Annotated in this window: 8 protein-coding genes; 1 reads left to right on the forward strand and 7 read right to left on the reverse strand. The window is 68.8% G+C overall.

The genetic code is table 11. From position 1 onward, the window contains the following. Window positions 1-26: 26 nt before the first annotated feature. The 3 genes from OG870_RS13160 to pulA all read right to left on the reverse strand — a co-directional run bounded on the left by OG870_RS13160 (window position 27) and on the right by pulA (window position 7,539). Window positions 27-389, reverse strand: a complete 363-nt coding sequence (locus OG870_RS13160) for a 5-carboxymethyl-2-hydroxymuconate Delta-isomerase (protein ID WP_266585208.1) — start codon at window positions 387-389, stop codon at window positions 27-29. Window positions 390-424: 35 nt separating this feature from the next. Continuing rightward, the gene (locus OG870_RS13165) at window positions 425-2,056 is read right to left on the reverse strand and encodes a fused response regulator/phosphatase (protein WP_266840750.1); all 1,632 of its coding nucleotides are present in this window, start codon (window positions 2,054-2,056) and stop codon (window positions 425-427) included. Between the two features lie 71 nt (window positions 2,057-2,127). Next, on the reverse strand, window positions 2,128-7,539 hold the full coding sequence (pulA, locus tag OG870_RS13170) for a pullulanase-type alpha-1,6-glucosidase (protein ID WP_327690877.1): 5,412 nt from the start codon (window positions 7,537-7,539) through the stop codon (window positions 2,128-2,130). 290 nt (window positions 7,540-7,829) lie between these two features. Between pulA and OG870_RS13175 the strand changes: the two genes are divergently transcribed. Next, window positions 7,830-9,251 carry a hypothetical protein gene (locus tag OG870_RS13175; RefSeq protein ID WP_266585202.1) on the forward strand — a complete coding sequence of 474 codons (1,422 nt, stop codon included), beginning with the start codon at window positions 7,830-7,832 and terminating at the stop codon, window positions 9,249-9,251. Here the strand turns inward: OG870_RS13175 and OG870_RS13180 are convergent. From OG870_RS13180 to OG870_RS13195, 4 genes are all read right to left on the reverse strand, one after another. Next, window positions 9,229-10,434, reverse strand: a complete 1,206-nt coding sequence (locus OG870_RS13180) for a hypothetical protein (protein WP_327690878.1) — start codon at window positions 10,432-10,434, stop codon at window positions 9,229-9,231. The genes OG870_RS13175 and OG870_RS13180 overlap by 23 nt on opposite strands. Window positions 10,435-10,790: 356 nt before the next feature. After that, window positions 10,791-12,167: an alpha-amylase gene (locus OG870_RS13185; protein WP_327690880.1), complete on the reverse strand. Its 1,377-nt coding sequence runs from the start codon at window positions 12,165-12,167 to the stop codon at window positions 10,791-10,793. A 123-nt stretch (window positions 12,168-12,290) separates the two neighbouring features. Further along, window positions 12,291-14,024, reverse strand: a complete 1,734-nt coding sequence (locus OG870_RS13190; RefSeq protein ID WP_266513124.1) for a glycoside hydrolase family 13 protein — start codon at window positions 14,022-14,024, stop codon at window positions 12,291-12,293. 219 nt (window positions 14,025-14,243) lie between these two features. Beyond that, window positions 14,244-15,149, reverse strand: coding sequence for a sugar ABC transporter permease (locus OG870_RS13195; RefSeq protein ID WP_266513128.1), 906 nt, complete (start codon window positions 15,147-15,149; stop codon window positions 14,244-14,246). Between the last annotated feature and the right edge of the window lies 1 nt (window position 15,150).

Consider the following 15,150-nt stretch of genomic DNA (forward strand, 5'->3'; position numbering starts at 1 on the left):
GCGGCCCCCGGCTCAGCGCTCAGCGCTCAGCGCTCGAACTTGCGGTACGACGGGTCGAGGTCGCGGACCTCGGCGGAGGCGTGCAGCACGATTCCCTCGTCCGCGATGTGCTTGCGGAGCAGTTCCAGAGTGGCCTCGGTGAGCCGCGCCTTGGTCTCCTCGGTACGTCCGGCGAGCAGTCCGAAGGTGACGTGGACGACCGCGTGGCGCAGCTCGGCGGGGTCCTCGTAGCCGAAGGCGGTGTACTCGCTGGGCCGGAACTGCGTCTTGCACGCCTCCGGCTTGGCCGCCGCGATCTCGACGGTCGCCTCGTGCAGGGCACGGGCGAAGGCGTCCCGGTCGAAGGCGTGGGTGATCGCCTTCGAGTAGTCGACGGTGATCTGCGGCATGGGCACTCCTGTTCTAGGACAGCGACGGGCTCAGCCTAGTTCCCCTCGTTCCTCAGTTGGAGGGCCAGCATGGCGATGTCGTCCTCGCGGTCGTGGCCGAAGCAGGCCAGGAGGGTGTCGCAGAGGGCGTCCAGGCCGGGCAGGGAGCCGATGGCCGCCGAGCGGAGCTGCTCCATCGAGATCGTCAGATCCGTGCCCCTGGTCTCGATCAGGCCGTCGGTGACCATGAGGAGCCGGTCGGCGGGCTCCAGGAACAGCTCGGTGGGCGGCGGGTGGGGCAGTCCGAGGCCGAGCAGCGGGCCTTCGGCCTTCGCGTAGTCGGCGTCGCCGGTGTCCCTGAGGATCAGCGGCGGGATGTGGCCGGCGTTGGCGATCCGGGTGCGCCCGGTGCCGGGGTCGATCAGGGCCAGGCACACGGTGGCCGTGACCTCGGCATGGTAGTGCTGCAGCATTCGGTCGAGGCGCTCGGCGAGCACGGCCGGGTCGTTCTCCTCGACGCAGTAGGCGCGCAGCGCGTGCCGGATCTCGACCATCACGGTGGCCGCCTCCAGTGAGTGCCCGACCACGTCACCGACCGCCGTGAGTACGCCCTCGTCGGTGCGCAGGGCCGCGTAGAAGTCGCCGCCGATCTCCGTGTCCTGCGACGCGGGCACGTACCGGACCACGACGTCCATGCCCGGCAGCTCGGGCAGCCGGTGCGGCTGGGGCAGGAAGCTGTGCTGGAGGGTGAGCGCGACGTGCCGCTCGACTTGGTACATGAGCAGCGGCTCGGCGGCCAGCGCGGTGGCCTGCGCCAGCTGCGCCACCAGCGCCTCGTCCTCGGGGTTCACCCGGCGCACCCCGCGCGTGGGCGTGGCCAGGCACACCGGGGCCTTGCCGTCCTGGGTGAGGACCATCGCCAGCCGACCGTCGTGCTGTATTCCGGGCCGGAAGAACCCGGCGGGCCACAGCGGCGCGGGCACGGTGGTGATCTGCACTCCCGACTGTCCCCGGGTGAGGCGCCGCAGCAGACCGGCCACGGCCCGGTGTGCGCCCGCGTCGGGCAGGGCGAGGGAGGTGCGGTCCCGGGAGGTGCCGCAGTAAAGCTCCTCGTCCGGGCCGAGGACGAAGACGGCGGCGGGGGTGCCGGTGAGCCGGGCGGTGGAGTCGGCGGCCGCGTCCGCGAGTTCCTGCGGTGAGCGCGCAGCCTGGATGGTGACGATCGCCTGCGACAGCAGCGTCAGCCGCCGTACCAGCGCCTGGTCGTCGGCCCGAAGGCGCGCGGTGCGCACCGCGGCCCGGACCACCGCCTCGATCTCCTCGGGCTCGGCAGGCACCGTCAGATATGTCTCGGCGCCCGCGTCCAGCCCCTGGCAGCGATCGCCCGGGGCCACGGCGGCGGCCGAGAAGTGCACGACGGGCAGGGCCGCCATGTGCGGCCGCTCCTTGAGCCGGCGGCACAGTTCGAAGCCGCTCATGTCCGGCAGGTCGACGTCGACCAGGGCCACGTCGGGCAGCATGCCCTTGCGCAGCCGTACGTCGAGCTCGACGAGCGCCTGCCCTCCGGTGGCGACCGGTACGACCTGGTGTCCGGCGCGGCGCAGCACGGTGCCCATGGCGTACCGACTGGCCGCCACGTCGTCCACGACCAGCACGGTCGTGTCTGTCAGTTTGCCGTCGACGTCCATCTCTCGGCCCTTGGACAACACCGGTGGGGCGGACCCCGGTTCGAGGTCCGCCCCACCAAAGTAATGCCCTATCAGGAGATCCGGGAGAATATCGCGACACTACGACCCGGAACGGCGAACGTGCCCGATTCCCGCTCGTAGGAGGAGCCCTTGACGATAGGGTCCGCGCCCTTCGCCTGTACCGGGTGCAGCCTGTAACCGGTCCCGGCCAGCGACTCGACGTGCTGCTCCTGCCGGCTGGGCGTCGCGTTGAACACGACGACGAGATCACCGAGTTCCATGGTGATCACGCCGGGTGTCTCGTCCTTGCCGGACAGCGGGAAGGACAGCTTCGACTGCACCTGCCCGGCCGTGGAAAGGGAGAACGCCTTCTCGGTCGTACGGATCCTCAACAGGTCCTGGTAGCCGGCCGAGGCGCCGGTGATCTGCGGGCAGCCCACCTTCACGGAGCTCAACAGCGGCTTCGCATACGGCCACTTGGACTCGTTGTCGGCCGCCATCGGCAGCCCGCGTCCGAAGCCGTTGCCGTCCGCGCAGTTCCAGTGGATGGCGTTGAACCAGTCACCGCTGTCGAACGAGTTGCGGTCCAGGGACTTGGAACGCAGCAGGTCGGAGCCCGCCTGCGAGAGGGACGGGCCCTGCGAGAGGGTGGCCGTCGCCATCGCGAGGACCTGCATCCGGGCGCGGTCGGCCGCTGACGTGTCCTTCGGCAGCTTGTAGGCGAGGGCGTCGAACAGTGACTCGTTGTCGTGCGCGTCGGCGTAGGCGACGGCGTCGCCGGGGGCGTCCGCGTAACCGGCGGGCTGACCGTTGTAGTCGACCTCGGCGCCGGTGACCTCCTTGCCGTCGTCGTCGGTGAAGCGGTACTTGGCGAGGTTGCCGGACAGACCGACCTTGATCAGATCCTGGTAGTGCAGCAGCCGTGCCTTCTGTTCGGCCGAAGTTCCGTTGGCCGACGACGAGTTGGGGTCGGTGTAGAGACCCGACGCGAAACCCTGGACACCGGGGTCCGAGTCGAAGGGGCTGCCGCCGCGCACGGCGTCACGCGCACGGTCGGAGAAGGTGGCGATGCCGGTTCCAGCCATGTTCTTCTGCGTGGCCTGCGCAAAGCGGGCGTCGTCGGCGACCTCGCCGAAGTTCCAGCCCTCGCCGTACATGATGATCTTCTTGCCGTCGACGCCGTCCCTGGCGAGGGTCAGCGCGTCGAGGGCCTTCCTGACCGCGAGGATGTTGGCCTTCGGCTGGTGTCCCATGAGATCGAAGCGGAACCCGTCGACCTTGTACTCCTTGGCCCAGGTGACGACCGAGTCGACGACCAGTTTGCCCATCATGGCGTTCTCGGTGGCCGTGTTCGCGCAGCAGGTGCTGTTCGCCACCGATCCGTCCGCGAGGAGCCGCTGGTAGTAGCCGGGCACCACCTTGTCCAGGACGCTGGTGTCCGCCTGCCCGGCGGCCGCCGTGTGGTTGTAGACGACGTCCATGACGACCCGCAGACCGTCCGCGTTCAGCCCCTTCACCATCTTGCGGAACTCGACCGTACGGCCGGCGCCGTCCGGATCGGTCGCGTACGAGCCCTCGGGGACCGTGTAGTGGTACGGGTCGTAGCCCCAGTTGTAGGCGTCCTTCGCGGCGGTCTTCGCGACGCACTCCTGCTGCTTGTCGGAGTCGGCGGCGTAGGACGCGAGGTCGCAGTCGGTGGTGGCCTGGTCGGCCTTCTTCTCGGGGATGGTGGCGATGTCGAAGGCGGGCAGCAGGTGGACGTACGACGTGCCCGACCTGGCCAGCTCCCGCAGATGCTTCGAGCCGTCGCTGTCCTTGTCGGTGAAGGCGAGATAGGTGCCCCGGTCCCTGGCCGGCACGGTCGGGTCCGCGACGGAGAAGTCCCGGATGTGCAGCTCCTGGATCTGGGCGTCCTTCAGCGCTACGGCCTTGGGTTTGGCCAGACTCGACCAGCCGCTCGGGGCAAGGGACTTGGCGCCCAGGTCGACGACGAGGCTGCGCTCGGAGTTCGCGGTGAGGGCCACCGAGTAGGGGTCGGTGACCTTGTTGGTGACGACCTTCCGCACGGTCGGCGCCCACACCTTCACGACGTACCGATAGGGCTTGTTCTTCCAGGACCCCGGGCCGGTGACGGACCAGACGCCGGTGGCGTCGTCGCGCTGCATCCTCTTGAGCGAGCCGTCCAGCTCCAGTGAGACGCTCTGCGCGGTCGGTGCCCAAACGGCGAGCGTGGGACGGCCGTTGTGGAACGTCGGCCCGAGCTCGGCCGAGCTCGCCCTCGCGTACACGTCGTCGAGCACACCGGCGATCTGGACGCCCGTGGCCGCCGGCACCGCACCGTTCGCGGCCCGTTGCGAGGCGACGATCTGCCCGTCGAGGGCCTCGCGCACCCGGTCGCGGTCGCGCGGGTCGACGGACCAGGCCGTGTAGTCCTTCAGGTGCGGGAACCTCGTCTTCTGGGCGTCGGTGAGCGTTGTCTTCGTCAGCCGCAGCCAGCGTTCGTCGTCGCTGGTCAGCGCGGCGTTCTTCACCGCGATCGAGCCGTGGCGGGAGTACAGCAGCTGGGTGGAGACGGCCGCGTCGGAGCCGTTCCAGGCGACCGTGTTCCGGTCGATCCAGATCGCCTTGGACGTGGTCAGGTCGAGCGCGGCGGCCGAACCCGCCGGCTGCGGCAGCAGGTACTTCTCCTGGCCGTTCAGCAGCCACACCTCATGGCCGTTGGCCTTGAGATCCAGCGACTGGTCGGTGGAGAGGTCCTTGTCGTCGCCCTTGTGGATGATGTAACTGAGGCTGGTGGCACCGTCGCCCAGCGGCACTTCGAAGACCGCACCATAGGCGTCGGTCTTCACCGGCTTCAGCGGGCTCGACCAGTCGGTGGGGTTCGCGGCTCCGGTCCAGACGTGCAGACCCCAGCCGTCGTAGTTCCCGTCGGCGCGGTGGTAGTGGATGAGCGCCTTGGCCTTGTCCTGCGCCGGGTAGTCCGGCCGCGTCGTCTGCACGGCGTCCTTGCCCTGCTCGATCCAGACCTCGCCGGTCTTGGTGACGTCGATGGTGCGGTCGGCGGAGACGTCCTTGTCGCCGTCCTTGTCGACGACCAGGAAGCCGACGCCGGCGGCGCCGGGCTTCAGCTTGACGTACGCGAAGGCGCCGTACGCGTCACGGCCGACGAAGGGGTGGCCGGCCGGCCAGGTGGTCGACTCGCCGTCGGCGAGGTCGCCCCAGGCGTACAGCCCCCACTTGTCGTAGTCGCCGTCGGTGCGCTTGTAGTGGACGATCGCGTAGTCGCGGGAGGAGGCGCTGGGGGTCTCCTCGGCGGGCAGGGTGCCGGTGCTGGAGGCGGCGGTGGCACTCGCCGTGCGCCCGGCCGAGTCGACGACAACCGCCTTGTAGCGCAGGGCGGTTCCCGGCGGTACGTCCTTCCCGATGATCTGCGTGACCTTGTACGGGGCGTGGTCGGCGGAGCCCAGGGTCTGCCACCTGCCACCTCCGACCTGGGCGGCGAAGACGACGCGGTTCAGCTGACCGCCGTCGGCATCGGCGGTGACGTCCACCGTGCCGGTGGCACCCGCGTCCGGGGCCTTCAGGGTGAGCGTCGGCGCGGTGGCGGGTGCGGCGAGCCGGCCGGCCGCTTTGAGGACGATCGCGGAACGGGCCGGGACGGTGACGGTGATCTTCCTGTCGCCGTCCGAGGTCACCTCGTTCGAAGTCCCGTGGACACCACGGAACTTCATGCCGGCCGAGCCGGTCGCGAAGGTCGCCGACTTCGCCTCGCCGGCGTTGTTGAAGGCGACGACGTACTCCTGACCGGTCTTGGCGTCCGTACGGCTGAACGCGTAGACACCGGCGCCTTCGGCCGCGTACCGCTGCGTCTGTACGCCGTCGGTGAGGGCGGGGTTGGCGCTGCGGAGCCTGCTGAGCGCCGTGATCTGCCGGTACAGAGGCGCACTTGTGTCGTAGGCGTCGCTCGCGTGGGTGCGGCCGGTGCCGATCTCGTCGTCGTCGAGGTAGTCGGCGACCTTCGAGGCGAACATCGTCTGGCGGGCGTCCTTGTCACCGCCGGAGCCGGTGAAGCCCTGCTCGTCGCCGTAGTAGACGACCGGGTTGCCGCGGCTGAGGAACATCAACTCGTTGGCCAGCTCGTCCTTCTTGAGGATCTCCGCGTCCGTGGCCTTCGGGTTGTCCTGCTCCAGGAAGTACCCGATCCGCCCCATGTCGTGGTTGCCGAGGAAGGTGACCTGCTCGTAGGCGTTGGCCTTGTCGGTCGTGTACTTGTAGTCGTCGCCGAAGACGGACGCCAGCTTCTGCGCGCTGCCGCCCTGGGAGGCGTAGGAGCGGGCCGCGTCCTGGAAGGGGAAGTCGAGGGTGGCGTCGAGGCGGCCCTCGGTGACGTACGGCGAGGTGACCGAGGTGTCGGCGGAGTAGACCTCCCCGAACATGAAGAAGTTCTTACGGCCGTGCCGGGCCGCGTAGGCGTCGAGAGCCGTGGCCCACTGGGTCCAGAAGTCCATGTCGACGTGCTTGACGGTGTCGATCCGGAAGCCGTCGATGCCGAAGTCCCTGACCCACCGCTCGTAGATCTTCTCCATGCCGCTGACCACCTCGGGACGCTCGGTCCACAGGTCGTCGAGGCCGGAGAAGTCTCCGTAGGTGGCCGACTCGCCCGCGTAGGTCGAGTCGCCGCGGTTGTGGTACATCGTCGGGTCGTTGAGCCAGGAGGGCACCTTGGCCTTCTTGTCCGCGGCGGCGACCGTCGGCGTACGCGGGAACGAGCCGGCGCCGACCGCGGGGAACTTCCTGCCTCCGTCGGCGTAGTCGGCGTCGTCGAACGGCTCGCCGTCCTTGGTCAGGTACGGGAAGGCACCCTTGGAAAGGTAGTCGTAGGACTTCTCCTTGTAGTCGACGACGTCCGCCGTGTGGTTGGTGATGACGTCGAAGAAGACCTTCATGCCCTTGGCGTGGGCCTTGGAGATGAGCGTTTCCAGGTCTTTGTTGGTCCCGAAGTGCGGGTCGACCCGGGTGAAGTCGGTGATCCAGTAACCGTGGTAGCCGGCCGAGGCGTCGGCACCGGTCCCCTGCACGGGACGGTTCTTGAAGATCGGGGCCATCCAGATGGCGGTGGTGCCGAGGCCCTTGATGTAGTCGAGCCTGCTGGTCAGACCCTTGAGGTCGCCGCCCTGGTAGAAGCCCTTGTCGGTGGGGTCGTAACCGGTACTGAGCCTCGACCCGGTCAGGCCGCCCTTGTCATTGGCCGTGTCCCCGTTGGCGAAACGGTCCGGCATCACGAAGTAGAACTGCTCACGGCTGTCGTCGTGCCGGGCGGGCTCGGCCGCGAGCTTCGCGTCGGAGGGCGGCGCGGGCGGGGTGTCCGCACGCGCCGCGAGGGGCTGGACAAGGGCGACGGCGAGGGCGGCGACGGCGACAGCCGCGACCCGTCCGGCATGGGTTCTGCGGCGCTTTTGCGGCGCCGCCCATCTCGGTATCACAGGCGGGAACTCCTTGCGCGTACGGCTCTGTGGGTCCGACCCCGCGCGACCGTATCGCCAACGCAAGGCTTACAGCAAGAGAGTTGAAACCCGTAGCAAGAACTTTCACGAAACTCCGCGGGGCGACGCCGGCCGACCGGCTGCCGTCGGCCGGCGTCGCCTTGCGGGGTGCGCCGGATGAGGGAAGAGTGGCTGGTGTGGCCACACCGCCGGGCGCGGAGCAGCCCTTCCGGATCCGGCGCAGAGCAGCCCCTCCGGATCCCGCGTCGAGCAATCCCTCTGGATCTCCGATGGCCAGAAACACGCAGCGACAGCGACACGTCCTCCACCTGACCAGCGCGTCCGCCCTGGTCACGGCACTGGTGATGGCCGCGGGTCCCGTGGCCGCCCTGCCGGCGACCTCTGCCCGCGGCGCGGCGGGGACGGGCGTGCTCGCCCCCTCCGGGCTTCCGGCTCGCACGCCTCCGCCTTCGCCGCCGTCGCCTCCGGACACTCCGGACTCTCCGGGGCCCTCGACACCGCCCGGCCCGTCGACGCCGACCTCGCCGAAACCTCCGCCGTCGCCGCCGACGCCTCCCTCGACCGAGACCTCGCAAACGAGCGAGACGCCTGACACCGGCACGCCGTCGGGTGCGAGCAAGGCCGGCGCCCCGGCGGGCGCCGCCCTGAAGCAGCAGAAGGACGACGTCGGCAACGTGATGGCGGATCTGAACGAGAAGAAGCAGGACGTTCCCGATGGTCTGGTGCCGAGCGTGGAGCAGTTGAGCACCGTGTTGCGGGCGGTGAACGACGCCCGGACACCGCCGCAGGAGCGCGACGGTGCACTCAGAACCGCACGGCAGGTGGCCTCCGCGCTGGAGGTGATCAGCGATCCCGGTACCCCTCAGGCGGCGCGGCGGCAGTTGACCGGCCTGGTGAGACAGCTGACCTCCACCCTGGATCTGGCGAACAGCCCCGGGACATCTCCCGAGGAGGGGCGCGTACTCACCTTGCTCGCGGACCGGTCGGCCTCCGCGCTACCGGCCTTCGGTGCCTCCGAGACGCCGCCGACTGTGGCCGCAAACCTGGCCCTCACCCTGCGGAACCTGTTGCCGGGGTCCGCGGAGGACGTCGCGGCGAACGCGAGCGTCCCGGCCCGGCTGAGGGAAAGCGTCGCGGCTGCGGTGCAGGCCGCGAGCGACCCGAGGAACGGCGACGACGAGCGCAAAGGACTCGCACAGAGCGCACACGAGACCAGTTCGTCATGGAAGGATCACGGCGGCTCCGGGGCGTCGGACGACAGGCGCCGGCTGGAGAAGCAGCTCAAGGAGGCGGCCGCCGCCCAGGGGCTGCCGGACGAACCGCTCGGCAAGGCGGCCGCGGCCTGCACCAACTCCCTCTTCGATCTGGTCTCGGACGCCACCCTCGCCAAAGAGCTGCGGAGCCTGACTCCCGACACCTGGAACAGCGAGGGGGTCCAGGATTTCTGGAAGTCCAGGGAAGAGGCGAACGACTCCCTGGACGTGTACGCCCAACTGCAGAACGACAAGGTCGACGACACCTCACTGGCGATCAGGCGGCTGATCCCCCGGCTCTCCGACGCGGTATCGGCGGACGAACTCGTCTCGACCGTCGGCCCTCCGGCGCTGCACTGCCTGCAGGCGGCTCTGGAGCTCGACCAGGACGCGGGCGTCTCGTCGGGAAGCTGGGTCAGCGCGGCGGAGCAGATATAGACCGCAGCAACTCAGCCACGGACACCTCGGCATCGGCGTAACGCGTCGTGATCCCGAACTTGTTCAGCTCTCGTCTCTCTTTCCTGTAATCGATCCATCCCCCCATGAAGTGGAACGAGGAGACGGAGTACACGGGAAGGGTGGCCGGAGACCAGAACGCCGTCACATAGAGCGGTTTGCGGGTCACGTTGACGAGGTTGTTGTTGTGGTGCACCCTGCCGTGGTAAGCGAGCGTGGCCACGCGACATTCACTCGCCCGGCAGGAATACCGGGGGTGCCGCCACGACTCGATCGGCCTGCTGAAATTCTCCACGTCGATCCGGCCCCGGTCCTTCCGCATGTAGGTGATCTGCAGATCAACGTGCAGGAGGTCGTACGGGACGTCTCGGGGGATCTCGAAGACGTGCTCCCTGGTGTCCTCCTGCCCGGCCGCGAGCACATCCCCGGGATCGTAGAACCGTCCCGTGCTCAGCCGGTGATAGGAAAGCCGATCGACGTGGCGTTCCGCCTCCTCCTCCTTCCCGAAGCTCTCCTTCCAGGCCTGCGCCGACGAATCCCCCCGCTCGGAATACGTGGCAGTTCTGCCGTAGACGGAGAAGTCATTGATGATGACGTATACCGGGACCTCCCCGGTGTTCTTGACCGAGAGTTTCAGCGGGACCTGAGCGAAAGGGTGGGCACGGTCCGCCAGCGCCGTCCCGAATTCCGCCTCCAGTGTCAGACGCATGGGGGCCGTCGAGGGTTGGTACAGGGTGGAGTACGCGAGACTGACAGTGGTCAGGAGAGCGGAAACGAAAACTCCCGCAGCGAATTTCCTGGGGTGCGGAAGTCCCTTCCAGGGTTTCTCCCGAACCAGCAGTCCGACCGCCCACAGCGACCAGCACCACAGAGGTATGAATGCCAGCAGATAGGGTGTGTACTCCTTTTCCTCCAGCCACAGCAGAATGAGCAGGCTGTCCGTGGCCAGCGCGATGAGGGCGCCGAGCAGAATGACGGCCCCGGACGTTCTGAACTCGTGCCGTCCCCAGTGGTCGAGCGAAAGCACCGCCGCCAGCCCTTGGACCACGCCGGACAGGACGAACAGGGCCCCCGTGACGCGCTGGGCGAACGTGAGGGCTCCGGAGGCGTCCGGCCATCCGATCATCGCGTTGAGGGCCATGGAAGCGAGCAGCCCGACCGTCATGACGACCATGGTCGCGCGACGCCTGAAGGCCCGGTCGGGCCAGGCACCGCTGTCCCCTCCGCGCCAGCACACGGCGGTGGGGTCCGCGACGTCCACGTCCGGGTGACCGAGGCGGTCCAGCAGGCTGCGCAGCTCACGCAGCGACCAGGCGCTGCCCACGGTGCGGCCGCCCAAGGTGACGCGGCGCAGGCCGCGGTCGTCCGGTGCCTCGACGACGACCCACGGGCGGATGCTCATGGGGCCAGCGTCGGCCCCGGGCCAGGTCGCACGCATGCGGGACTGCTCCGCTTGGCAGCGCCCGTCACCCGGCCCCGGCGCCAAGGTGCACGCAGCCGGGGGCCGGACCGTGGGCAGGCTCAGCAGGTCGTCCTGCCCGCGTAGACGGCGAGGGCGGTGTTGGAGCCGAGGGTGGCGGTGAGCTGGCCGGAGCTGTTGACCGTCACCGGCGTGTCGTTCTGGACGTTGCAGTACGTCCCGGCCGGGAGGGACGTCTGGTAGGTGCGGGTCAGGCTGCCGGACTCGTGGTTGATGGCGACGTAGCCCTTGCTGCCCCGCCCGAAGGCGATCGCGTCGCCGCCGTTGTCCCACCAGTTCGTCACCGACTCACCGCGCACGGCGTTCCGGAAGGCGACCATGCGGATGATCTCGGGCCAGGCGTGCTGACACTTCCAGCCGTCCTGCCAACAGGCGTTCACCTGACCGCCGTTGGGAGGTCCGGCGTCCGTGTCGGACCACTCGTAGCCGGAGTTGATGTCCGGGGCGCCGTAGGGGTAGGCGAGCATGAAGACGTTGGCCAGCGTGTAGTTGGCGCCGTCCTTGTAGTTGAGGGTCGACCCGTTGCGCTCGGTGTCGTGGTTGTCGACGAAGACTCCGGCCACCGAGCTGTTCATGTAGCCCCAGCCCTCGCCGTAGTTCTTCAGGTAGGCGAGGTTCTCGTTGTTGAAGACCCGCTTGAGGTCGTACGCGTAGCGGAACTCCTGGACGTCGCCGTTGCCCGTGTACTCGGTGGGCTGGACGGCCTCGCCTGCGCCGTAGATGACTTCTTGCTTCCAGTACACCGACGGGTTGCTGAGCCGGGACTTGATGTTGGCGAGGTCGGCCGCGGGGATGTGCTTGGCCGCGTCGATGCGGAAGCCGTCGGCGCCGTAGCCGAGCAGGGAGTTCATGTAGCCGGCGATGGTGGCGCGGACGTACTCCTCGCCCGTGTCCAGGTCGGCGAGGCCGACGAGTTCGCAGTTCTGGACGTTGGCGCGGTTGGTGTAGTCGCCGACCGTGGAGGTGCAGTCGTCCATGTCGGCCGAGGAGTACAGGCCGGGGTAGTTGTACTTCGTGTACGACGAGCCGCCGGTGCCGGTGCCGCTGCCCGCCGACATGTGGTTGATGACGGTGTCGACGACGACCTTCACACCGGCCGCGTGACACGTGCTGATCATGTTCTTGAAGGCCGTCGCGTCACCGAGCCGGCCCGCGATCTTGTAGCTCACCGGCTGGTACGAGGTCCACCACTGTGAGCCCTGTATGTGCTCCGCGGGTGGACTGACCTGGACGTAGCCGTAGCCCGCGGGGCCGAGCGTGTTGGTGCACTCCTTGGCGACCGAGGCGAACTTCCACTCGAAGAGGACGGCGGTGACGTCCTTGGTGCCGGGCGGGGAGGCGGACGCCGTGGTGGGGGACATGACGGCTGACGCTGCGGCGAGTGCGAGGGCCGCGGAAACGTATCTACGGGGTGCCATGTGGGGGCTCCTTCACCGTTGAAGGTTCTTGCTGCAAGTTTTCAACCAACTTGCGGTGACGGAGATGTTAAAGGCCCGCTGCCTGAAAAGGCAGCGGGCCGTGTGAAGTTGATGCAAGAAACTTCAGGGGCAGGTGGTGAACCACACCGTCGTGTCCGCCGGCACCTTCGCCTCACCGTCGGCCTCGGTCACCTCGCCGCTGGTGAGCAGGACGCGACCGTACGCGGGAGTCGTCACGGATTCCCCGCCGGTGTTGGTGACGCACACGAAGTCCCCGCGCCGGAAGGCGAGTACGCCCTCGGGAGCGCGCAGCCACTCCACCGCGTCGCCCGCGCCCAGGTCGGGCTGCTCGCGGCGGGCCGCGAAGGCGGAGCGGTACAGCTCCAGGGTCGAGCCCGGCACGCCGTCCTGCGCCTCGACGCTCAACTCGCCCCAGCTCTCCGGCTGCGGCAGCCAGCTGCCGCCGCTGCCGAAGCCGTACGACGATCCCTCACGCGTCCACGGGATGGGCACCCGGCAGCCGTCGCGGAAGCCGTCCTGGCCGGCGCCGCGGAAGTACGCCGGGTCCTGCCGGACCTCGTCCGCGAGGTCGACGACGTCCGGCAGGCCGAGTTCCTCGCCCTGGTAGACGTACGCGGATCCGGGCAGCGCCAGCAGGAGCAGCGTCGCGGCCCTCGCGCGCCTCAGCCCCAGCTCACGGTCGCCCGCCGTACGGATCTGGGTGCCAAGACCCGGCGGGTTGGCGAAGCGGGTGGCGTGGCGGGTGACGTCGTGGTTGGACAGGACCCAGGTGGCGGGGGCGCCGACCGGGCGCATCGCGTCCAGTGTGCGGTCGACGACCTCGCGGAGCTCGGCGGCGTCCCAGTCGGTGCTCAGGTACTGGAAGTTGAAGGCTTGGTGGAGCTCGTCGGGGCGGACGTAGTTCGCCGTGCGCTCGATGGTCGGCGTCCAGGCCTCCGCCACGAAGATGCGCCCGCCCGTCTCCCGCCCCCGCCCTTCCGAGGAAGGCCCTTCGGGCCCTTCTTGATTTCCGGAGTACTCGTCGAGGATGAGCCGCCACTGGCGGTAGATCTCGTGCACGCCGTCCTGGTCGAAGAACGGCATGACATCGTTGCCCAGCAGCTTCAACTGTTCGTGGGAACCGAGGTCGGGCAGGCCCTCTGCCTTCACCAGGCCGTGGGCCACGTCGATGCGGAAGCCGTCCACGCCGATGTCGAGCCAGAAGCGCAGGATCGAGCGGAACTCGTCGCCGACGGCCGGGTGCTCCCAGTTGAAGTCGGGCTGCTCGGGGGCGAACAGGTGGAGGTACCACTGCCCGGGGGTGCCGTCCGGCTCGGTGACCCGCGTCCACGCCGGGCCGCCGAAGATCGACTCCCAGTCGTTGGGCGGGAGTTCGCCGCTCGCGCCCTTGCCGGGCCGGAAGTGGTAGCGGTCGCGGAGGGGGGAGCCCGGGCCCTCGCGCAGGGCCCGCTTGAACCACTCGTGCTGGTCGGAGGAGTGGTTGGGCACGAGGTCGACGATGATCCTCAAGGCCAGCTCGTGGGCGTCGCGGATCAGCGCGTCCGCGTCGAGGAGGCTGCCGAACATGGGGTCTACGGCCCGGTAGTCGGCGACGTCGTAGCCGGCGTCGGCCTGCGGGGAGGCGTAGAACGGGCTCAGCCACACGGCGTCCACGCCGAGGTCGCGCAGATACGGGAGTCGGGAGCGTACGCCTTCCAGATCACCCATGCCGTCGCCGTTGCTGTCGGCGAAGCTGCGCGGATAGACCTGGTAGATCACCGCGTCCCGCCACCAGTCGCTGCGCCTGGCTTTGGCGGGGGTGAGGGCCGGGGCGATGACAGAGTGCTGCTGGCTCATGGCGTCCTATACGTAACGGAGTCATCGGGTCAGTGGTGGATACGACGGCGGGTGACGAGGCGGCCGCGATGTCAGCGGGGTCGGATGGACACCGCGGCCGCCACCCGCGCCCCCAAAGGGGCGCGGGGCTCTGTTGAATTTGCGGCTACCGCCGCGTGGGCGCGACCAGCCACGACGCCGCCGCAGACAGACAACGGCCCATCGCGGCTCAACCGGCGGTCAGCCCTTCGTGCCGCCCGCGGTGAGCCCGGTCACCAGGTTCTTCTGCACGAGATAGAAGAACGCGGAGACGGGTATCGCGATCAGCACCGCCGTGGCGGCCATCAGGTTGCGCTGGGCGTCGTGCTCGCTGACGAAGGTCTGCAGGCCGACCGCGAAGGTGTACTTCGTGTCGGACAGCATGAACGTCGACGCGAAGGCGACCTCGCCGAAGGCCGTGAGGAAGCTGTAGAAGGCGGCGACCGCCAGGCCCGGCTTGGCGAGCGGCAGGATCAGTCGCGCGAACGTGCCGAAGGGGGTCAGCCCGTCGACGCGTCCCGCCTCGTCGATCTCGAACGGGATGGTGTCGAAGTAGCCCTTGAGCAGCCACGCGCAGTAGGGCACGGCTGTCGAGCAGTAGACGAGGACGAGTCCAAGGTAACTGTCGATGAGCTGCAGGTCCGACAGGATCTGGTACATCGGCACCATGAGTACGGCTACCGGGAACATCTGCGTGACCAGCAGCACCCACATGAACTTCCGGTAACCCGGGAAGCGCATCCGGGAGACCGCGTATCCGGTGGTGGCCGCGATCAGGACGCCGATGACCGTCGTACCCAGCGAGACGATCAGCGAGCTCTTCAGCCAGTCGAAGAACTCGGTGTGCTGCAGCACGAACGAGTAGTTGGAGAACGACATCTTGGACCAGATGCCGCCGGGGTGGAGATAGTCGTCCTTGTCCGGGCCGAGGGACAGATAGATCAGCCAGGCCACCGGGAAGAAGGCGATCAGGCTCGCGACGATCAGGATGCCGTGCGAGGTGAGGGAGCCGGCCAGGCTCTTGTCACCGCGGCGCCGGACCCTGCCGGGGCTGACGGGGCTCTGCTCGCTCACCGCGGCCGAGGTCTCGACGGTGGTCGTACTCATG

This window comes from Streptomyces sp. NBC_00461 (assembly GCF_036013935.1).
Taxonomy (GTDB): domain Bacteria; phylum Actinomycetota; class Actinomycetes; order Streptomycetales; family Streptomycetaceae; genus Streptomyces.

What these genes read in the sequence shown, in the direction of transcription:
- OG870_RS13160 (WP_266585208.1), bottom strand. Translation starts at nt 389, where the DNA reads ATGCCGCAGATCACCGTCGACTACTCGAAGGCGATCACCCACGCCTTC.
- OG870_RS13165 (WP_266840750.1), bottom strand. Translation starts at nt 2,056, where the DNA reads ATGGACGTCGACGGCAAACTGACAGACACGACCGTGCTGGTCGTGGAC.
- OG870_RS13175 (WP_266585202.1), top strand. Translation starts at nt 7,830, where the DNA reads ATGGCCAGAAACACGCAGCGACAGCGACACGTCCTCCACCTGACCAGC.
- OG870_RS13180 (WP_327690878.1), bottom strand. Translation starts at nt 10,434, where the DNA reads ATGACGGTCGGGCTGCTCGCTTCCATGGCCCTCAACGCGATGATCGGA.
- OG870_RS13185 (WP_327690880.1), bottom strand. Translation starts at nt 12,167, where the DNA reads ATGGCACCCCGTAGATACGTTTCCGCGGCCCTCGCACTCGCCGCAGCG.
- OG870_RS13190 (WP_266513124.1), bottom strand. Translation starts at nt 14,024, where the DNA reads ATGAGCCAGCAGCACTCTGTCATCGCCCCGGCCCTCACCCCCGCCAAA.
- OG870_RS13195 (WP_266513128.1), bottom strand. Translation starts at nt 15,149, where the DNA reads ATGAGTACGACCACCGTCGAGACCTCGGCCGCGGTGAGCGAGCAGAGC.